The 15475-nt window shown below is 39.7% G+C and carries 12 protein-coding genes; 3 read left to right on the top strand and 9 right to left on the bottom strand.

What is annotated here, in order from left to right; translation table 11 throughout:
• The first annotated feature begins 88 nt into the window (after positions 1 to 88).
• Positions 89 to 1399 carry a DUF2851 family protein gene (locus tag K1X82_06455; protein ID MBX7181733.1) on the top strand — a complete coding sequence of 437 codons (1311 nt, stop codon included), beginning with the start codon at positions 89 to 91 and terminating at the stop codon, positions 1397 to 1399.
• Here K1X82_06455 and K1X82_06450 read toward each other — a convergent pair.
• From K1X82_06450 to K1X82_06415, 8 genes are all read right to left on the bottom strand, one after another.
• Positions 1356 to 2273, bottom strand: coding sequence for a CPBP family intramembrane metalloprotease (locus K1X82_06450; GenBank protein MBX7181732.1), 918 nt, complete (start codon positions 2271 to 2273; stop codon positions 1356 to 1358). The genes K1X82_06455 and K1X82_06450 overlap by 44 nt on opposite strands.
• A 3-nt stretch (positions 2274 to 2276) precedes the next feature.
• Positions 2277 to 2999: a hypothetical protein gene (locus K1X82_06445; GenBank protein ID MBX7181731.1), complete on the bottom strand. Its 723-nt coding sequence runs from the start codon at positions 2997 to 2999 to the stop codon at positions 2277 to 2279.
• Positions 3000 to 3051: 52 nt separating this feature from the next.
• The gene (locus tag K1X82_06440; protein ID MBX7181730.1) at positions 3052 to 3480 is read right to left on the bottom strand and encodes an acyl-CoA thioesterase; all 429 of its coding nucleotides are present in this window, start codon (positions 3478 to 3480) and stop codon (positions 3052 to 3054) included.
• A complete protein-coding gene (locus K1X82_06435) occupies positions 3480 to 4034 on the bottom strand; it encodes a CopD family protein (protein MBX7181729.1) in 555 nt (184 codons plus the stop codon). Before K1X82_06435 ends, K1X82_06440 begins: the two co-directional genes overlap by 1 nt.
• A gap of 10 nt (positions 4035 to 4044) precedes the next feature.
• Complete coding sequence (locus K1X82_06430; protein ID MBX7181728.1) at positions 4045 to 5190, bottom strand: iron-containing alcohol dehydrogenase; 1146 nt, start codon at positions 5188 to 5190, stop codon at positions 4045 to 4047.
• Between the two features lie 21 nt (positions 5191 to 5211).
• Entirely contained in the window at positions 5212 to 5718 is a 507-nt protein-coding gene (locus K1X82_06425; GenBank protein ID MBX7181727.1) for a tetratricopeptide repeat protein, read from the bottom strand.
• Positions 5719 to 6279: 561 nt separating this feature from the next.
• Entirely contained in the window at positions 6280 to 9471 is a 3192-nt protein-coding gene (locus K1X82_06420) for a M1 family metallopeptidase (protein ID MBX7181726.1), read from the bottom strand.
• Between the two features lie 13 nt (positions 9472 to 9484).
• Positions 9485 to 9760 (bottom strand): 2TM domain-containing protein, encoded by a 276-nt coding sequence (locus K1X82_06415; GenBank protein ID MBX7181725.1) that lies wholly within the window; start codon positions 9758 to 9760, stop codon positions 9485 to 9487.
• A gap of 150 nt (positions 9761 to 9910) precedes the next feature.
• Between K1X82_06415 and K1X82_06410 the strand changes: the two genes are divergently transcribed.
• Entirely contained in the window at positions 9911 to 12643 is a 2733-nt protein-coding gene (locus tag K1X82_06410; GenBank protein ID MBX7181724.1) for a membrane assembly protein AsmA, read from the top strand.
• Between the two features lie 30 nt (positions 12644 to 12673).
• Positions 12674 to 14284 (top strand): bacillithiol biosynthesis cysteine-adding enzyme BshC, encoded by a 1611-nt coding sequence (gene bshC / locus K1X82_06405; GenBank protein ID MBX7181723.1) that lies wholly within the window; start codon positions 12674 to 12676, stop codon positions 14282 to 14284.
• A 72-nt stretch (positions 14285 to 14356) separates the two neighbouring features.
• On the opposite strand, the gene K1X82_06400 is transcribed toward bshC, so the two are convergent.
• On the bottom strand, positions 14357 to 15475 hold a 1119-nt coding region (locus K1X82_06400; GenBank protein MBX7181722.1), incomplete at its 5' end, for a HAMP domain-containing histidine kinase.

Genomic DNA, 15475 nt, shown 5'->3' with positions numbered 1-15475 from the left:
ATTCGTGTAAAACTAAAATTTAAGTCCATATTAAAATGATTTTTATATTTGCTCTCGAAATATATGGTATTCAATTTATTCTTTTTTTATGACAGAACGTTTTCTTTTCTACCTCTGGCAATTTCGCCTGTTTAATCAAGATTCTCTTCGAACCTCCACTGGTGAAGATTTGCAAATACTTAAACCCGGTGAGCTAAATTCTCACGCCGGTCCCGATTTTAGGAATGCCTTACTGAAATTGGGTAATACAACCTGGGCCGGTAATGTGGAAATACATATCAAAGCTTCCGATTGGGATGTTCATAAACATTCCGGTGATGAGAATTACGATAATATTATCTTACATGTAGTATTGGATAGTGATAGAATTGTTCATAGAAAAAGTGGAGAACCTATTCCTTGTCTTGAATTGAAGAATCGGGTAGATTGGACCATGTGGGACCATTATAAACAGTTGCTTCAATCCCGGCTATGGATCCCATGTTCCAATGATTTTTCCCAAGCCAATGAAAGTTTAAGAAGCTTTTGGTTGCAAAGGCTCACCATTAACCGAATGGAAAGAAAGGCATTGGAAGTAGAAATCAGCTTAAAACTGAATAACAACAATTTAGAAGAGGCTTTCTATTGGTTATTGGCCCGAAATTTTGGGTTTCATGTAAATGGTGTTCCGTTTGAATTAATGGCCAAATCCTTGCCCTGGTTAGTAATTGCTAAACACCGCAATTCTTTGTTTCAATTAGAAGCCTTGGTTTTTGGACAAGCGGGATTGTTAGAGGATGCGCTGAAGGATGAGTATTATCTGAATTTGCAAAAGGAATATCGGTTTCTGCAGCATAAATTTGATTTACATCCAATTCAAGGACATGTTTGGAAATTCCTGAGATTGAGACCCGGTAACTTTCCAACGCTACGGTTGGCTCAATTTGCAGCCGTTCTTCACCAATCAGACCGTTTGCTTTCTCAAATGGTTCATTCCGAATCGCTTGCAGAAATTTCTCAAGTGTTCAAAGTTAAACCTTCCGAGTATTGGAAAACCCATTACCGGTTTGGCAAACTAAGTAAAACTCCCGGAAACCAATTGGGAGAAGCAGCCATACAAAGTATATTAATCAATTCCGTAGTGCCAATGTTATTCCTGGTTAATAAGCAACACCTGGGCCAGCGATTGCAAGAAAAGGCCTTGCGTTTACTAGAACAAACTCCGGAAGAGAACAATGAAGTTTCGCGTGGATTTGAGTCCATTGGTTTTAAACCGAATAATGCATTTGATAGTCAGGCCTTACTTGAACTAAAATCAGAATTTTGCGATAAACGAAGATGTTTGGATTGTGGCATCGGGGCGGCTTTGCTAAACCCTAATCCAAATAATCTATCCGACGCTTGTAAAACTGTTGAATAAAGAATGCGCTTAACACCACCGAAAGTAACAAAGGTTTTAAGTTGCCTTCGATACCTATGGTTTCTATTGATTTATCCACGTGTTGGTGCTTGATTAGGTAACTGAGTACAACAGCCATGGAATTATTAAATGCATGTGCCACTACCGGAACCCAAATACTACCGCTCCAAACAAACATGTATCCCAAGGCAATACCTAACAAAAACCTGGGAAAGAACCCATAAAACTGCATGTGCAAAGCACTAAAAACAAAAGCTGCAAGAAGTATGGCTACATGTTTATTTCCGGTAAACCGTTGAAATATGGTTTGTAAGGTTGCTCTGAAAAAAAACTCTTCACCTATTCCAGTTAAAATACCAATGATGAATACGATGAGAATTAAATCCGGAATTCCTTTCATGTCCAAAAAAAGTTCTGTTAAATAAGCCGCATTTTTTTCTGAACTCTTCATCCATTGCTCTATTCCCAATGCATCCGGAAAATCCAAATTAGAATTCCATTCTGCCAAAAAATTGATGGTTGGTTGCAATGCCAACATAATTAAAATGCCCAATCCTATTTTTATTACACCCGGTTTTACTAGGGCTCCCGGTACATCCAATGCATTGCCGGTGATAAATTGTGCCATCAATAATGGTGGTAAAATAAATACACCAAGAATCTGACATATCTGTAGTATGCGGTAGGCCGGAATAGTTACCGGATTGCTGAAATCGCTAAGCACGGCTTCTATTGCCAATACATCTATCCCGTAAGTAAACTTAATGACCATAAAGCCAATAAAACTGGCAATACTGGCGCAACAAATGGCTAAAGAAAATAAGGCCAATACCTGTAACCAGGCCGGTTTATTGGATAAATAGGGTTGAAGCATAGGTTAAAAAGCAAGGCCAAAATTAGCACCAAAGTTTAACTTGAGTGGCATACCATAAAAAGGATAAAATTGGTAAAGTTCTTCCATTCGTTGTTTGCCGGATGAATCAACATAATACCAATTGTTTTTCTTGAATCCAATTCCGGCATATAAATCAAAACAAACCCGACCGGCTATAAATTGATAGCCCAGTAGTAAATTAACATTCCAATGGGTTACTTCTATCGCGTCGGGAAGGCTGGAACTTTTTGGCTTTAATACATAATGTAAATAAGAAAAGTGAGGGCCAAGCCACAATCCTCGCGGAGCCCTTATTCGTGAAATTGGATAAAATCTTAATGCAGTTTGGAATCGAAAGCCATTTAAAGCCAGTTTGGGATATCCATTTAGCTTGTTTGAATCGAGGTTTTCTATGCTTCTAAGCAAAATTCCTTTGAACAAATAGGAAGCACTTAATACCAACGTGAAGTTTTTATAAAGAACGGTTTCGTTCATATACCTCAATTCAGAATTGTAAAAGGTATTTCCAACCAACAAGGTAAACGGATTGGTTTTATGAACCATCTTGAAGTAACGCTGCTTGTCATCCGATTTGCCCGTGTAAGAATGGCTATTGTCACCCAGACCCTCCTTCGGCGGAAAATAATCAGGTATGGTATCCTGTGCAAAGGCATTAACGCTTGCCATTAAAATGGATGCCAAAATAAAGGTGCAGAGCTTTCGCATGTTGTACAAAGTTATGGTAGTTATTTAAACTGCCAAATTCCAGGTCAAATTCCTAGAAAGTTACTCCTTCAAAAGCTTCAATGATCTCTTTGTATCTGCCTGGAACCGGAATTGACATGTTTTGCCTGAAACTCATAGTCACCTGAACCGTTAATCCGGTGGCTACCACTTCTTGCTTGCCTTCCTTGTCTGTTCTGATAAACACATAATCCATGTCAAAACTCTTGGTCCCGAATCGGCAGGTGCGAACATGTAAATCAATGGTGTCGGTTAAAAAGATCGGCTTTCTGAAATTAACTTCTGCCTTGGCCAAAATAAAACCTTCTTCGTTCCAATCAATGGTTTGTCCAAATAGATCATCGAAGTACTTAATTCGGGCAACTTCCATGTAGCTTAAGTACTTGGCATTGTTAATATGCCCTAATGCATCGGTATCTCCAAATCGAATTTGAACTCGAATTTTACATTTGTAGTTTTCAATCATTTCTTTTCTCTTAAACGCTTAGCTAGTTTGATTAATAAAAATAAAACAAGGGCAAATACAACAAATCCTCCCAAAGCCTTGGCAGCATCCAGCGAACTTTTATACACCACTATAAATACAATGGCAACCAGCAAAAGTGTTGCTACTTCATTCCACATCCTCAATTGTCCGGATTTGTATTTAATCTCTCCCCGTTGTAATTGCTTGTAAATAACATGACAAGAGTAATGGTAAGCCAACAATAAAACCACAAACAACAACTTGGCATGCATCCAGGGATTGGCTTTCAATGCTTCTCCTGATTGAAAAATGCCAAGTACCCAACCCAGGGCCGGACCCAATAAAACCGTAAAAAGCATGGAAGGCTGAGTAATAACATTCCAAAGCAAATATTCCATTTTGGTATATTGCTTTTGTAGAATACCTCGTTCTGGTTCAGCTAGTTCCAACGTTTCGGCGTGGTAAATAAATAACCGAACAATGTAAAATAGTCCGGCAAACCAAGTTACCACAAAAATGATGTGCAAGGATTTAAGCAGGTTGTAATCCATTGCTTCTTTCCTAAAGGGCTTCTTGGTAAATGTTCCTGAAATCCTGACGCGAAACCGGTTTTGGATTGTTCGGATGGCAGAAATCGGCCTCAGCCAAATCGGCCAGTGTATCTAAATGTTCTTGCTTTACACCAATTGCACTGAGTTTATGCGGAATATTGATTTTGGTATTCAAATCAAACAAGGCTTTTACCACAGCTTCTCCACTTTGCTCTTTCAATTCCATGGCAGTAGCAATGCGTTTGAAACGGTGTTCAAAACCTGCAATATTGAATTTCATTCCATACGGTATGTTTACTGCATTGGCTAATCCATGGTGGGTGTCGAGCAACGAGCTTAATGGGTGAGCAAGGGAGTGGACCACGCCTAATCCTTTCTGAAAAGCCACGGCTCCCATCAAGGAGGCTATCATCATTTTACTTCTGCTTTCCAAGTCGGGGCTATTGGTGGCTTTTTCAATGGAATTTACCACCAAATTGATTCCTTCCAGTGCAATTCCATCAGCCATAGGATGAAAACCTTTAGCCAAAAATGCCTCCATGTTGTGGGTTAGGGCATCCATACCGGTGGCTGCCGTAACAAAGGCCGGTAAATCCATGGTCAATAAAGGATCTGCAAAAACAACTTTGGCTAATAGTTTGGGCGAAAACAAAATGCGTTTGCGTTTGGTTTCGTCTTCGCTTATAATAGCCGAACGTCCAACTTCACTTCCTGTACCGCTAGTGGTTGGAAGAGTTACAAAATAGGGAACTTCTTCCGTTACATACTGGTCTCCACCTATTAAATCATCATAGTCGAATAAATCGCGACGGTGGTTAATACGCAAACAAATGGCCCGAGCTACATCCAGGGCAGCACCACCACCTATGCCTACTATACTGTCGCATTTTTCCAAATCAAATACATCCCCACCTTTCAATACATCACTTTTTACCGGATTTTTATGAATATCGTAAAATGCAGTTGGTTTTAATCCCTGAGCTTCTAACGAGGCTAGCAATTGTTTGAAAAATGGCAGGTCTTTTACTACCGGGTCGGTAACAACCAACGGACGAGAATAACCTTCTTGTTTTAAATGGGGCGCTACTTCAAGCATAGCACCGGCTCCAAATCGGATGCGGGTTGGAAAATTGTATTGGTAAATTTTATCAAACATGGTTGTTATGGTTTCAGAAGTTTAATCAAAAAGCACTTCCATCTTGGTTTTTACCCGTTGAATGGATTTGCGATAGGTTTCTACATTGTTGTCGTTCAGTGAGTTACGTATGGCGTTCTTGTAACTTTCGATAGCTAATTTGTATTCGCCTTGTAATTCATGCATTATGCCAAATTCGTTGTGAACAGTCGATTTCTCCACCCCCGGAACCGTGAGGGCTTTCTCTAAAATCCGTTTTAATTCTTCGTATTTTCCAAGGGTAGAAAGTACCACAGCTAAATTCACATACACCGCCGGATATTCCGGAGTATAGGCATAGCATTTTTTGTAAAATTCTTCGGCCTTGGTATAGTCTTTATATTTGGTTTCATAAATCCAGCCCAAGTGATTGTATGCTTTACCGTAGGAATGGTCCGAAGCAAGTATGGCTTCCAAGGTCGAGATGGCTTCTGTAATTTTTCCCTGAGCAATTAAAGCATCTGCTTCAAAGAACATTTCATCGTAATGTAAGGATTGGTAAGCATCCATGATGGCGGGTTATAAGCCTGCAAAGGTAATGGAAAAGGCAAAAGCATTTTAGTTCCTGGTTTCATTTAATTCTTAACTAATTTTTGAATTACCTGGTTTTGATTAGTATTTGCTTTGTTTTTTTGGATGCGGGCCCCCTCCGCCAACCAAAATCCTGCATGAACAATGGTTAGTTTATTGGCGTTCGGGTCACGCTATCGCCTGTAGTCCTCGTCCCCCTAGGCTAACGCCATAGGGGTCCTGTGGGCTACTTGGCTCTATCGTTGCCCGAGGTGCAAACCCAATTTACCTCCCGCTTATCTAAGTTTTTCGTATCACCCTATTACCGGAATAGAATTCTATTGCAGCTTTACGTTCCCTACCAAGATTGAAATGAATTGGTCAAAACGCTATACCAGGGCTTGCACGGACTCCGGGCAGGGATAGAAACGGAAAGCCCACAGCCCCGAACCCTTTCGGGGCGAGGACTTGCAGTGAATAGCCCGGCGATTTTGCCTTATTTACCAACTCCGGGCCTTGCATAAATTTTGGAAGGCAAAAGCGGCCCGCATAATACTAAAACTAAAAGGCTCGACTGATGCCCAACATCCATCTGAATTGGAAATTAGCAGGGTCAATGGCAGGAGTTCGGTTCAACCAAAGCGGAAAATCAGCACGGATGGTTAAAGGTTTTGGCTTTTGTAAAAATCCCCATTTTTTAATCGTGAAAGCAATGCCTACCCCGGCGTCTGCACGTAAAGGACCCAAGCGAAATTTCTCTTTGGGAGCATTGCGATTCAATACCCCTGCGTCGGCAAATAAATAAGCATCCAGATCGAAATACTCGCCCAGTTTTTTGGGTTTCCATCCGAAATATTTATCAAACTCCACTTCTAAGTTCACGGCAGAACCTGATGTAGCGGCATAATTTAATACTAGATTTCCTTGATTGTCTAGCGTTGGAGCATAATAACCGGCATACCCGCGCAAATTCAATCCCCCTCCATATTGCATGTGTCGAATATTGTCGCCCATGCCGGTCCACGCCGTCGGGAAAAAGGCCGCCGAACGCACATATTTGTTGTCCATCATTTCTTCCGGACTTGCGCCGGCTAAGTATACTTTGCTTTCTAGTGGAGTGTTGTTTCCGGTTCCGAAAAGGGCAAAGAATCGGGTATTGATACCCAATTTATCCAATTGGTTTTTGTTTACTACCTGCAAGCCGATTTGAGAAAAGTTAAATTCACTTCCCGGACCAATGGTTTTCATCCAAAATTGGATATTGCCTTGTCCGTGAACATATTGATATTTATGTTCAATGCCTGCTATCACAGTGCTATTCAATTTATTAACCGTCCAATCGTTGGAGTTGTTGAGGTAGTTTAATTGGTTATAACCATGTCGATACATTCCTTTAAATTGCAGGAAGAATCTGTTTTTGGAATCTTTGGAGAACTTTTCAAAACCCAGGTTGTATCCTTGCATTCCGTCTAACCATTTCAGGTTTAGGCTAACCCAACTGTTTTTTGAAATTTTATCCAGGTTGGTTTTGTACAAAAAATTAAAGGAAAGAATATCAAATCCATTGATTCCGGCAGAGGTATCGGGGCGATATTGCAGGAAACCGGTGTTGGCCCAGGCACTCAGGCTAAAAATATGGGAATGATTCATGTAATTTCCGTTTACATGAAATCCCAATTTTACCCCATCGTAAAAGTTATACCAAATATCAGGACGGGCAAACACTTCGTATTGTTTCCAGTCAGAGGCGTTTTGTATTTGGCTGTCGAAAAGCAAGCGTGGTTTGGATTTTTTGCTATTGTTCAGCATGTTTACGTCGGCCAGTCGGTATGAAGGGTCGATAATTACATCTTTGATACCGTTTTCAGCAACAACTTTAAAAGTGTAAGTGGGGTTTACCTTTCCCCAGCCAATCCAGCGTGGTAAAACATTGGCGTCGGTTTTTTTAACAAACCAGTTGTTTGGAATGTGAAAGTCGTAAGCAGTTGAATCGTCTACAATAACTTTGAAATCGATAGGCATTTGCATTTCATCTTTCCTTTCCAGGGTAATGGCATAGGTGTTTTTTGCTTCTGTTTTTCGAATTGATTTAACGGAATAATCAATGTGTTTGGTCGTTTCAAGCCATTGGTCAAAGAACCAATTCAGATCCACTTTGGTAAATCGAATAAATGAATTTCGGAAATCTTCGAGGTAAGGATGAGCACAATGCCATTGCTGAAAGTAGTTTTTCAGAGCCGCATTAAATAAGCTATCGCCTAAAACATATTCCAGGTTAGCCAACATGGTAGCGGTTTTATAATAAACATTTCGATAGCCACCTCCATGTCCAAGAGCGGTTTCAAATTCGTCACTATGCGTGTTGAGAGGTTTGTCGTTTCCACGAACGGCGTCGTTCATGTAGTTGTTCATGTAATAGCGATCGGTTACCAGGTCTCGCTTTTTAAAGTTTCTTACATAAGCATTTTGGGAAGGAACAACGGTGTCGTATTCCCCGTCGATTTTACGTTGGGCAATGGTTTCAATGTATTGGGTAAAACCTTCGTCCAATGCTGCCCGATACGTTTCGTTATTTCCAACCATTCCATAGAACCAATTATGTCCTATTTCATGAGCAAACAAGCTTCGGTAATCTGGGTCGCCGCCACCATCTAAGGTTAACATTGGGTATTCCATTCCATCTCTGGCATCGGCTACTACCATTTTAGGATAAATATATCGTCCTATTTCCTTGCTGTAAGTCTTAATAACTTCGGCAGTGTATTCGGCAGCATTTTGCCATTTGGAGGCATGAGGTTCCTGCACCAGGGCTATACAGCGAATGCCTTGCCAGTTAACTTCTCCAATTCGGTAGTTGGGGTCTGCGGTAAAGGCAAAATCGTGCACATTTTCAGCATGGTATTTCCATGTTTTGGTTTTGGTGGAATCGTAAGGAATAATGACGGAAGGTTTAGAATCCCAAGGTTTGTCTTTGAAATTGGAAATGTCTAAACGGGCTCGTAATTCTTTGGGTAGAACTTCCGATTCGTTTTTTAATTCTCCGGTTGCCTCCACAATGTAATTGTTAGCAAAGGTGAGTTCGACATCATAGGTGCCATAGTCACCATAAAATTCTTTTCCAAGATGTTGTTGGGTGTCCCATCCCATTTTTTCGTCGTAAACTGAAATACGCGGATACCAGTGCACACCATCGAAATGAAGGGATCCGGACGACATAAAAACCTTCATCCTTCGGCGAATACTACCGGCATCGAAGAAGGTTTTGAACTTGATATTAAACGTGGTGTTTTGTCCGGGAAGCAAAGGCTCGTTTAAACGCACTTTCATAATGGTGTTATCCAGTTCGGAAATAAGCACATTCCCTTTGGCCGATTTAATTTCCAGAATTTTGGTGCCTAAACCCCTGGATTCATATCCTCCATATTTTGGAGGGTTTCCATTGTTAACATTTAAGGAATGGGCATAGCTTCCGGGCTGAAAGGCATTTTGATACAAGTGAAAATAGACAAAGCGCAGGGTGTCGGGTGAATTATTCCAATAGGTTAATTCCTCATCACCACTCACGATCATGTTTTTTTCATTGATACTGGCCTTAATTTTATAGTGAACATCTTGCTGCCAATAACCTGGCCTTGGAAGTTTATTTTTCCAATAATGTGGGTTTTGTGCAGATCGGTATGAATTGGTTTGAGGATAGGCCGAAAAGCCAATGAATACCAGAAAAGTTAAGAAGGTGTAAACAGGTTTAAACATGGTAAGGCAAGAGCTATTCGCCCGCTTTCTTTTTTAGTTTTTCAAATTCTCGTTCAGCTAAAATGTCGGCGCTGGAACCATAGGCATTGAAATAGGAAAAAACGATGCCGATTCCCCATCCCAAAGTGAACCAGATGGGCCAGGCATGACCTCTTTCTCCATCTTCACCTCCAATTATCCATATCGCCCAAAAAAAAGCATTTACCACCAGATAGGTTATCAAGTGGCGTTGGAATGATGCCCTTTTTTTAGCCATTTTCCAGAGTTGTTTTTCTTTTTTCGAATCCATATTGGTAAGGGTTGTTTGGTGGGTAAAGGTAAAATTTTTATAGTTTGAAAGTCCTTCTGCGGCCGTTTGATTTTCCTAAACATTGTTCCCTTTTCCATCTCAACCGACAAATCCCCTATTTTTGCCGAATAAACAACCCTTACTTTCGTTATGAAAAAGAAAATTCTTTACGGAATCTTAATTTTTATTGGATTATTTATTGCCACTTTAGTAGCCCTTCCTTTTCTTTTCAAGGATAAAATTATTGCCAAAGTAAAAGAGGAGGCCAATAAGCGCCTGGATGCGAAAATGGATTTTGGAGATTTTGACCTGACCTTAATTCGCAGTTTCCCTAACTTGCGATTTGAATTGGAAAACTTTTCCCTGGTTGGTATCAAGGATTTTGAAGGAGATACCCTGGTTTATGTAAAATCCTTTGATGTAAACCTGGATTTAATGAGTGTTATCAACGGTGGACAATACAAGGTAAATGGTTTGTTTCTGAATCAGCCCAAAATCAAGGCTTTGAAACTAAGCAATGGTCTTGCTAATTGGAACATCGTTAAACCTACCCCTCCCGAAGAGAAGAAGGAGGAAAAAGAAGGATCCACGTCCTTTAGCTTGTCACTGAAGAAATTAGAAATTACCGATGCAATTATTCGGTTTGATGATGATAGTTCGAATATTCATACCTACCTCAAGGATTTAGATTATGCCCTAAGCGGCGATTTTTCAGATGCTCAAACAACCCTGGAAAATGAGCTGAAAATTGAACGTATGGATTTAAGCTATGGCGGTATTACCTATTTTAATAAAACAAAAGTTGCTTTGGATGCTGAGGTAGATGCCGATTTGGTGAAAAGCAAGTATGTGTTAAAAGACAATTCCTTAGTATTGAATGCTTTGGAGCTGGCCTGGGAAGGTTGGGTTGAAATGCCGGCTAATGATATCAATATGGACCTCAAATTTGGAGCAAAGAAAACAGAATTTAAAAACATCCTTTCTTTGATTCCTGCTGTATTTATGAAGGACTTTGAAAGTGTAAAAACCAGCGGAAAATTGGCACTGGATGGCTATGCTAAAGGGGTTTACAATGAACGAATTTTGCCTGCTTTCGGATTGAAGATTCTGGTAGAAAATGGATATTTCAAATACCCGAGTCTACCTAAAGATGTTAAGAATATTGCTCTACAAGTGGATATAAATGGTAAAGGAACTCCTGATAATACCGTTATTGATATTAAGAAATTTCACTTCGACATTTCGGAGAATCCGGTTGATATTTCCTTGCTGGTGAAAACCCCTGTTTCTGATCCTTCCATTAAAGGAGAAATTTTGGGTAAAATTAATTTAGGAAGTTTAGGCGATGTAATTCCTTTAGAAAAGGAAGAAAAACTGAATGGGTCCATTATTGCCGACATTAAATTGGAAGGAAAACAAAGTATGATTGATAAACAAGAGTACGAAAAGTTTAAGGCTGATGGTCAACTGATTCTAATGGATATTGTTTACAATACTAAAGCTGTAAAACTTCCTGTTGAAATTAAAAAAGCATACTTGAATTTTTCACCTCAGTTTTTAGATTTATCACAATTTGAGGCTAAAATTGGGAAAAGTGATTTGAACATGAAAGGGAAAATTGAGAATTTCCTAGCTTATTATTTTAAAAATGAAACCCTTAAAGGCGATTTTACCTTCCAATCGACTTATTTAAACGCTGATGAACTAATGGCAAGTGTTCCCGAAGACGATGAACCTGCAGCTCCGGACACTGCCGCCCTTACAGCTCCGGATATCCCTGCAAATTTAGATGTGAAATTGGCCACCAGCATCGGACATTTGGTTTACGATGTTTATGATTTAAAAAATATTTCAGGAACAGTGCTTGTGAAGCATAAACAAGCAGACTTGTCGGGCCTTAAAGCCAGTATGTTGGATGGACAAGTTACCATGAATGGTACGTACAATGTGGAAAATTTGCTTAAACCAAAAGTGAATTTCGATTTTTCAGTGGCTGATTTCGATATCCAAAAGACATTTAAAACATTCAATACGGTTGAAAAGCTTGCCCCTATTGCTAAACAATGCCAAGGGAAATTTAGCACCGGATTAAAATTTGCCGCTGTGATGGATAATGCGTTAAATCCTGATTTGAAAACCTTAAGCGGAGGTGGAATCTTAACCACTAAAACGGTTACCATTTCCAATTTTGAGCCGTTGAACAAAGTGGCCGATGCCCTAAAAATGGATAAGTATAAAAAATTGGCCCTGAATGATGTAAAAGTTCAGTATGAATTTAAAGATGGTAAAGTAGAGGTGAAACCATATGATTTGGCTTTAGGAAAGTCAAATGTGAACATTGCCGGATTTACCGGTTTTGATCAAAGTTTGGATTACAATATGAAGTTTACCATTCCAACCAGTGAAATGCCTGCACAAGCAACCCAAGCTGTTAACGGACTTTTAGCTCAAGCCAACAAAGCCGCAGGAACCCAATTAAGTCTCGGTGAAAAGGTAAACATTGATGTGAAAGTAGGAGGTACCATTGCTAAACCAACAGTAAAAACAGGATTAAAGGATGCAGCCAAAAATGCGGTCGACGATTTGAAAAAGCAAGCTGAAGAATTAGCTAAACAAAAATTGAAGGAAGCGGAGGACAAGGCAAGAGCGGAAGCAGATAAATTGAAAAAGCAAGCCGAGGAAGAAGCTGCCAAAATGAAAAAACAGGCCGAAGATAAAGCTAAAGCAGAGGCAGAAAAGTTGAAAGCCGAAGCAGAAAAGAAGAAAAAAGAATTGGAAGCTAAAGCAAAAGCCGAAGCTGATAAAGCTAAGAAAGCCGCTGAAGAAAAAGCCAAAAAGGAAGCAGAAAAAGGATTGAGAAACATTTTTGGAGGAAAAAAATAGACACTAGCCTACAGGCGTAGCGCAGTTGGTATGGATATTAGATCAATTTCATTTCTGAACTCCGGGCAGTTCGACTCTTTAATTCTGGATTACCTGGATAACAAGGCGGATTTGCTATCCTTTACCGGTTCATTTCAAAATCCGGATGCTATTCTTCAAAAAATTAAGGAACATCAACGGTTTAAAACGAACCGTAACGCCTTGGTAAATGCGCTAAAGGAACAATATTCCGGCAAGGAAAGTCTTTATCCTGCGGCTATTCAACACATCGATAGTTTAAATAGTTCTAATACCTTTACTATTACAACCGGTCACCAACTTTGTCTTTTTACCGGACCGCTTTACTTTATTTATAAAATTTTTTCGGTAATAAATTTAGCCAAGTCCATGGAAAAATATGCTTCGGAACTTGGCCATCCTTACAAATTTGTTCCGGTTTACTGGATGCATACCGAGGATCATGATTTAGCAGAAATAAACCATTTTTATTTATTTGGTAAAAAGTTGGAATGGCAGCCATCAGAAACCGGAATGGCCGGCGAGGTTAGTACCAACGGTCTGAAAGAATTCTTACAAGAACTGGAACCTTTATTGGGGAGCTCTCCAACAGGTCAAGAGTTGCTTGGGTTTTTTAAAAGAATTTATTTGGAAAATACCACCCTGGGAGCTGCCACTTTTCAATTGGCCAATGAACTTTTTGCTGAACATGGCTTGGTAGTTTTGGATCCAAGGCATGTAGCATTAAAACAGCAATTTGTTGACGAATTGGAAAGGGATATATTTCAAAACACGAATTATCCTTTGGTGCAGGAAACCAATGCTCAATTAGGGAACTTAGGCTATAAAACCATGGTAAATCCGCGGGAGATTAATGTGTTTTATACCGGAAAGGGTTTTCGGGAACGTTTGGTTAAGAAAGATACAGGTTATGACGTTTTAAATACCAATGTGCATTTTTCGCCTGATGAATTAAAGGCTGAAATTCATTCCCATCCCGAACGGTTTAGTCCCAACGTGGTATTGAGACCCATGTACCAGGAGAAAATTCTACCCAATGTGGCTTATGTGGGTGGTGCAGGTGAATTGGCCTATTGGATGCAATACCGGAAAATGTTTGAACAAAACAGTATAAGCTTTCCGGTGTTGTGGCTAAGAAATTCCTTGGTATGGATTGATTCCGGTATTGCTGCTCGTTTAGTGAGGCTGGGAATGGAAGTGGAAGATTTGTTTTTGCCGGAAGAAGAATTAGTCAGGAAGTTTGTTTTGAATAATTCAGAAGGGATTGATTTAAACGAAATTAAGCTTGGGGTGCAGCCCTGGTTGGAAAGGTTGGTTGAAGTGGCATCTAAAGTTGATAAAAGTCTGGAAGGAACAGCCAAGGCCGAAGTTCAAAAATGGCTGAATGGAATGGAAAACCTGGAAACAAAGATGTTGCGGGCCAATAAAACCAGATTGGATACTCAGGTAAGTCAGCTTAGGAAAATAAAAGACAAGCTTTTTCCGGGTTCAGGCCTACAGGAACGGAGAGATAATTTTGCCAATTTCTACCTAAGTTATGGAAAGGATTGGTTTAGCGAAGTAGAAAAGGTAATTCAATCCTCTGATAAAAATATCACTGTTGTGGTTGATTCGGTAGAATAATCGTTGGGCCTAAAACCGGGAATGCTATCTTAAATGAGGTTCAATTTTATTAGCATCCAAAAACACTTGTTTTTATTCCCCGATTCTTAACCCTACTTCAAAAATACTTCCTTTTCCCGGAACGCTTTCTACCAGTTTTACAAATCCCTTATGAGCTTTTGCAATTAGTTTTACATAATTTAATCCCAATCCAAATCCTTTTACTTTATGAATATTGCCGGTTGATACACGGTAGAATTTGTTGAATATGTGTTTTTGTGCATCCTTGCTCATTCCGATTCCATTGTCTTTAATTTGAATATGGATGTACTTGTTGGAATTAAAAGTCTGAATTTCAATCCTCGGGTTTTCAACACTGTACTTGATAGCATTATCCAAGAGATTATAAATTACATTAGTTAGGTGAACTTTGTCGGCTCGAAGCAGGTGGTTAGGTGCTTCAAGTTTGCAAGATATGGAACCATTTCGGTCATTTAATAGCAGTTCCATGCTTTGTACGGAGTGTTCAATTATTTCGTGCAGATCCAATTCCACAGGGTTTAGCTTTACCTCACGGTCATAGGCCGACATTTGTAACAATCGTTCAACCATGTTACGTAGCCTGGTGGTTTCTTCGGTAATAATAGTGGCATACCTGGAAATTCGCGTTGGATCTTGCTGAACCCCGGGTTTTGCTAACATTTCTCCGGTAATACTAATTGTTGAAACCGGGGTCTTAAACTCATGTGTCATGTTGTTAATGAAGTCATTTCGGATTTCACTTAACTTTTTCTGCTTCAAAATAACACTCATGGAATACCCAAAAAATGCCACAACCAATAGCAATACGCCCGAACTAAACCACCAAATGCCCATTTCACTCAGAAGATACCTGGATTTGTGAGGAAAGTAAACTCCAAAATAATGGTTGTCTTTATCCCATTTGGGCGGTTCTATCGGATCAGGTGCCACCTCATTAATTTCATGCGGGATGTACTTGCTGAAGACTATTTTGCTCGTAAAACAATCGTAAATTACATATTCAAAATCTTCATTAATGTTTCTCCTGTCAAACTCTACTTTCAAAAGCCTTTCCAATAAATAAGGATGAAGCGAATCATTCATGCTAACCACAAAATAGTTGGAACTTACCTGAGTAACTTGCTGGTAAGGCCGGTCTTCCTTTTTCATGATTGAAATAATGTTGGCAAC

The sequence above is a fragment of the Bacteroidia bacterium genome (assembly GCA_019695265.1).
Taxonomy (GTDB): domain Bacteria; phylum Bacteroidota; class Bacteroidia; order JAIBAJ01; family JAIBAJ01; genus JAIBAJ01.
The sequence above is the reverse complement of the archived record's forward strand: the minus strand, read 5'-3'. Positions and strand labels throughout refer to the sequence as shown.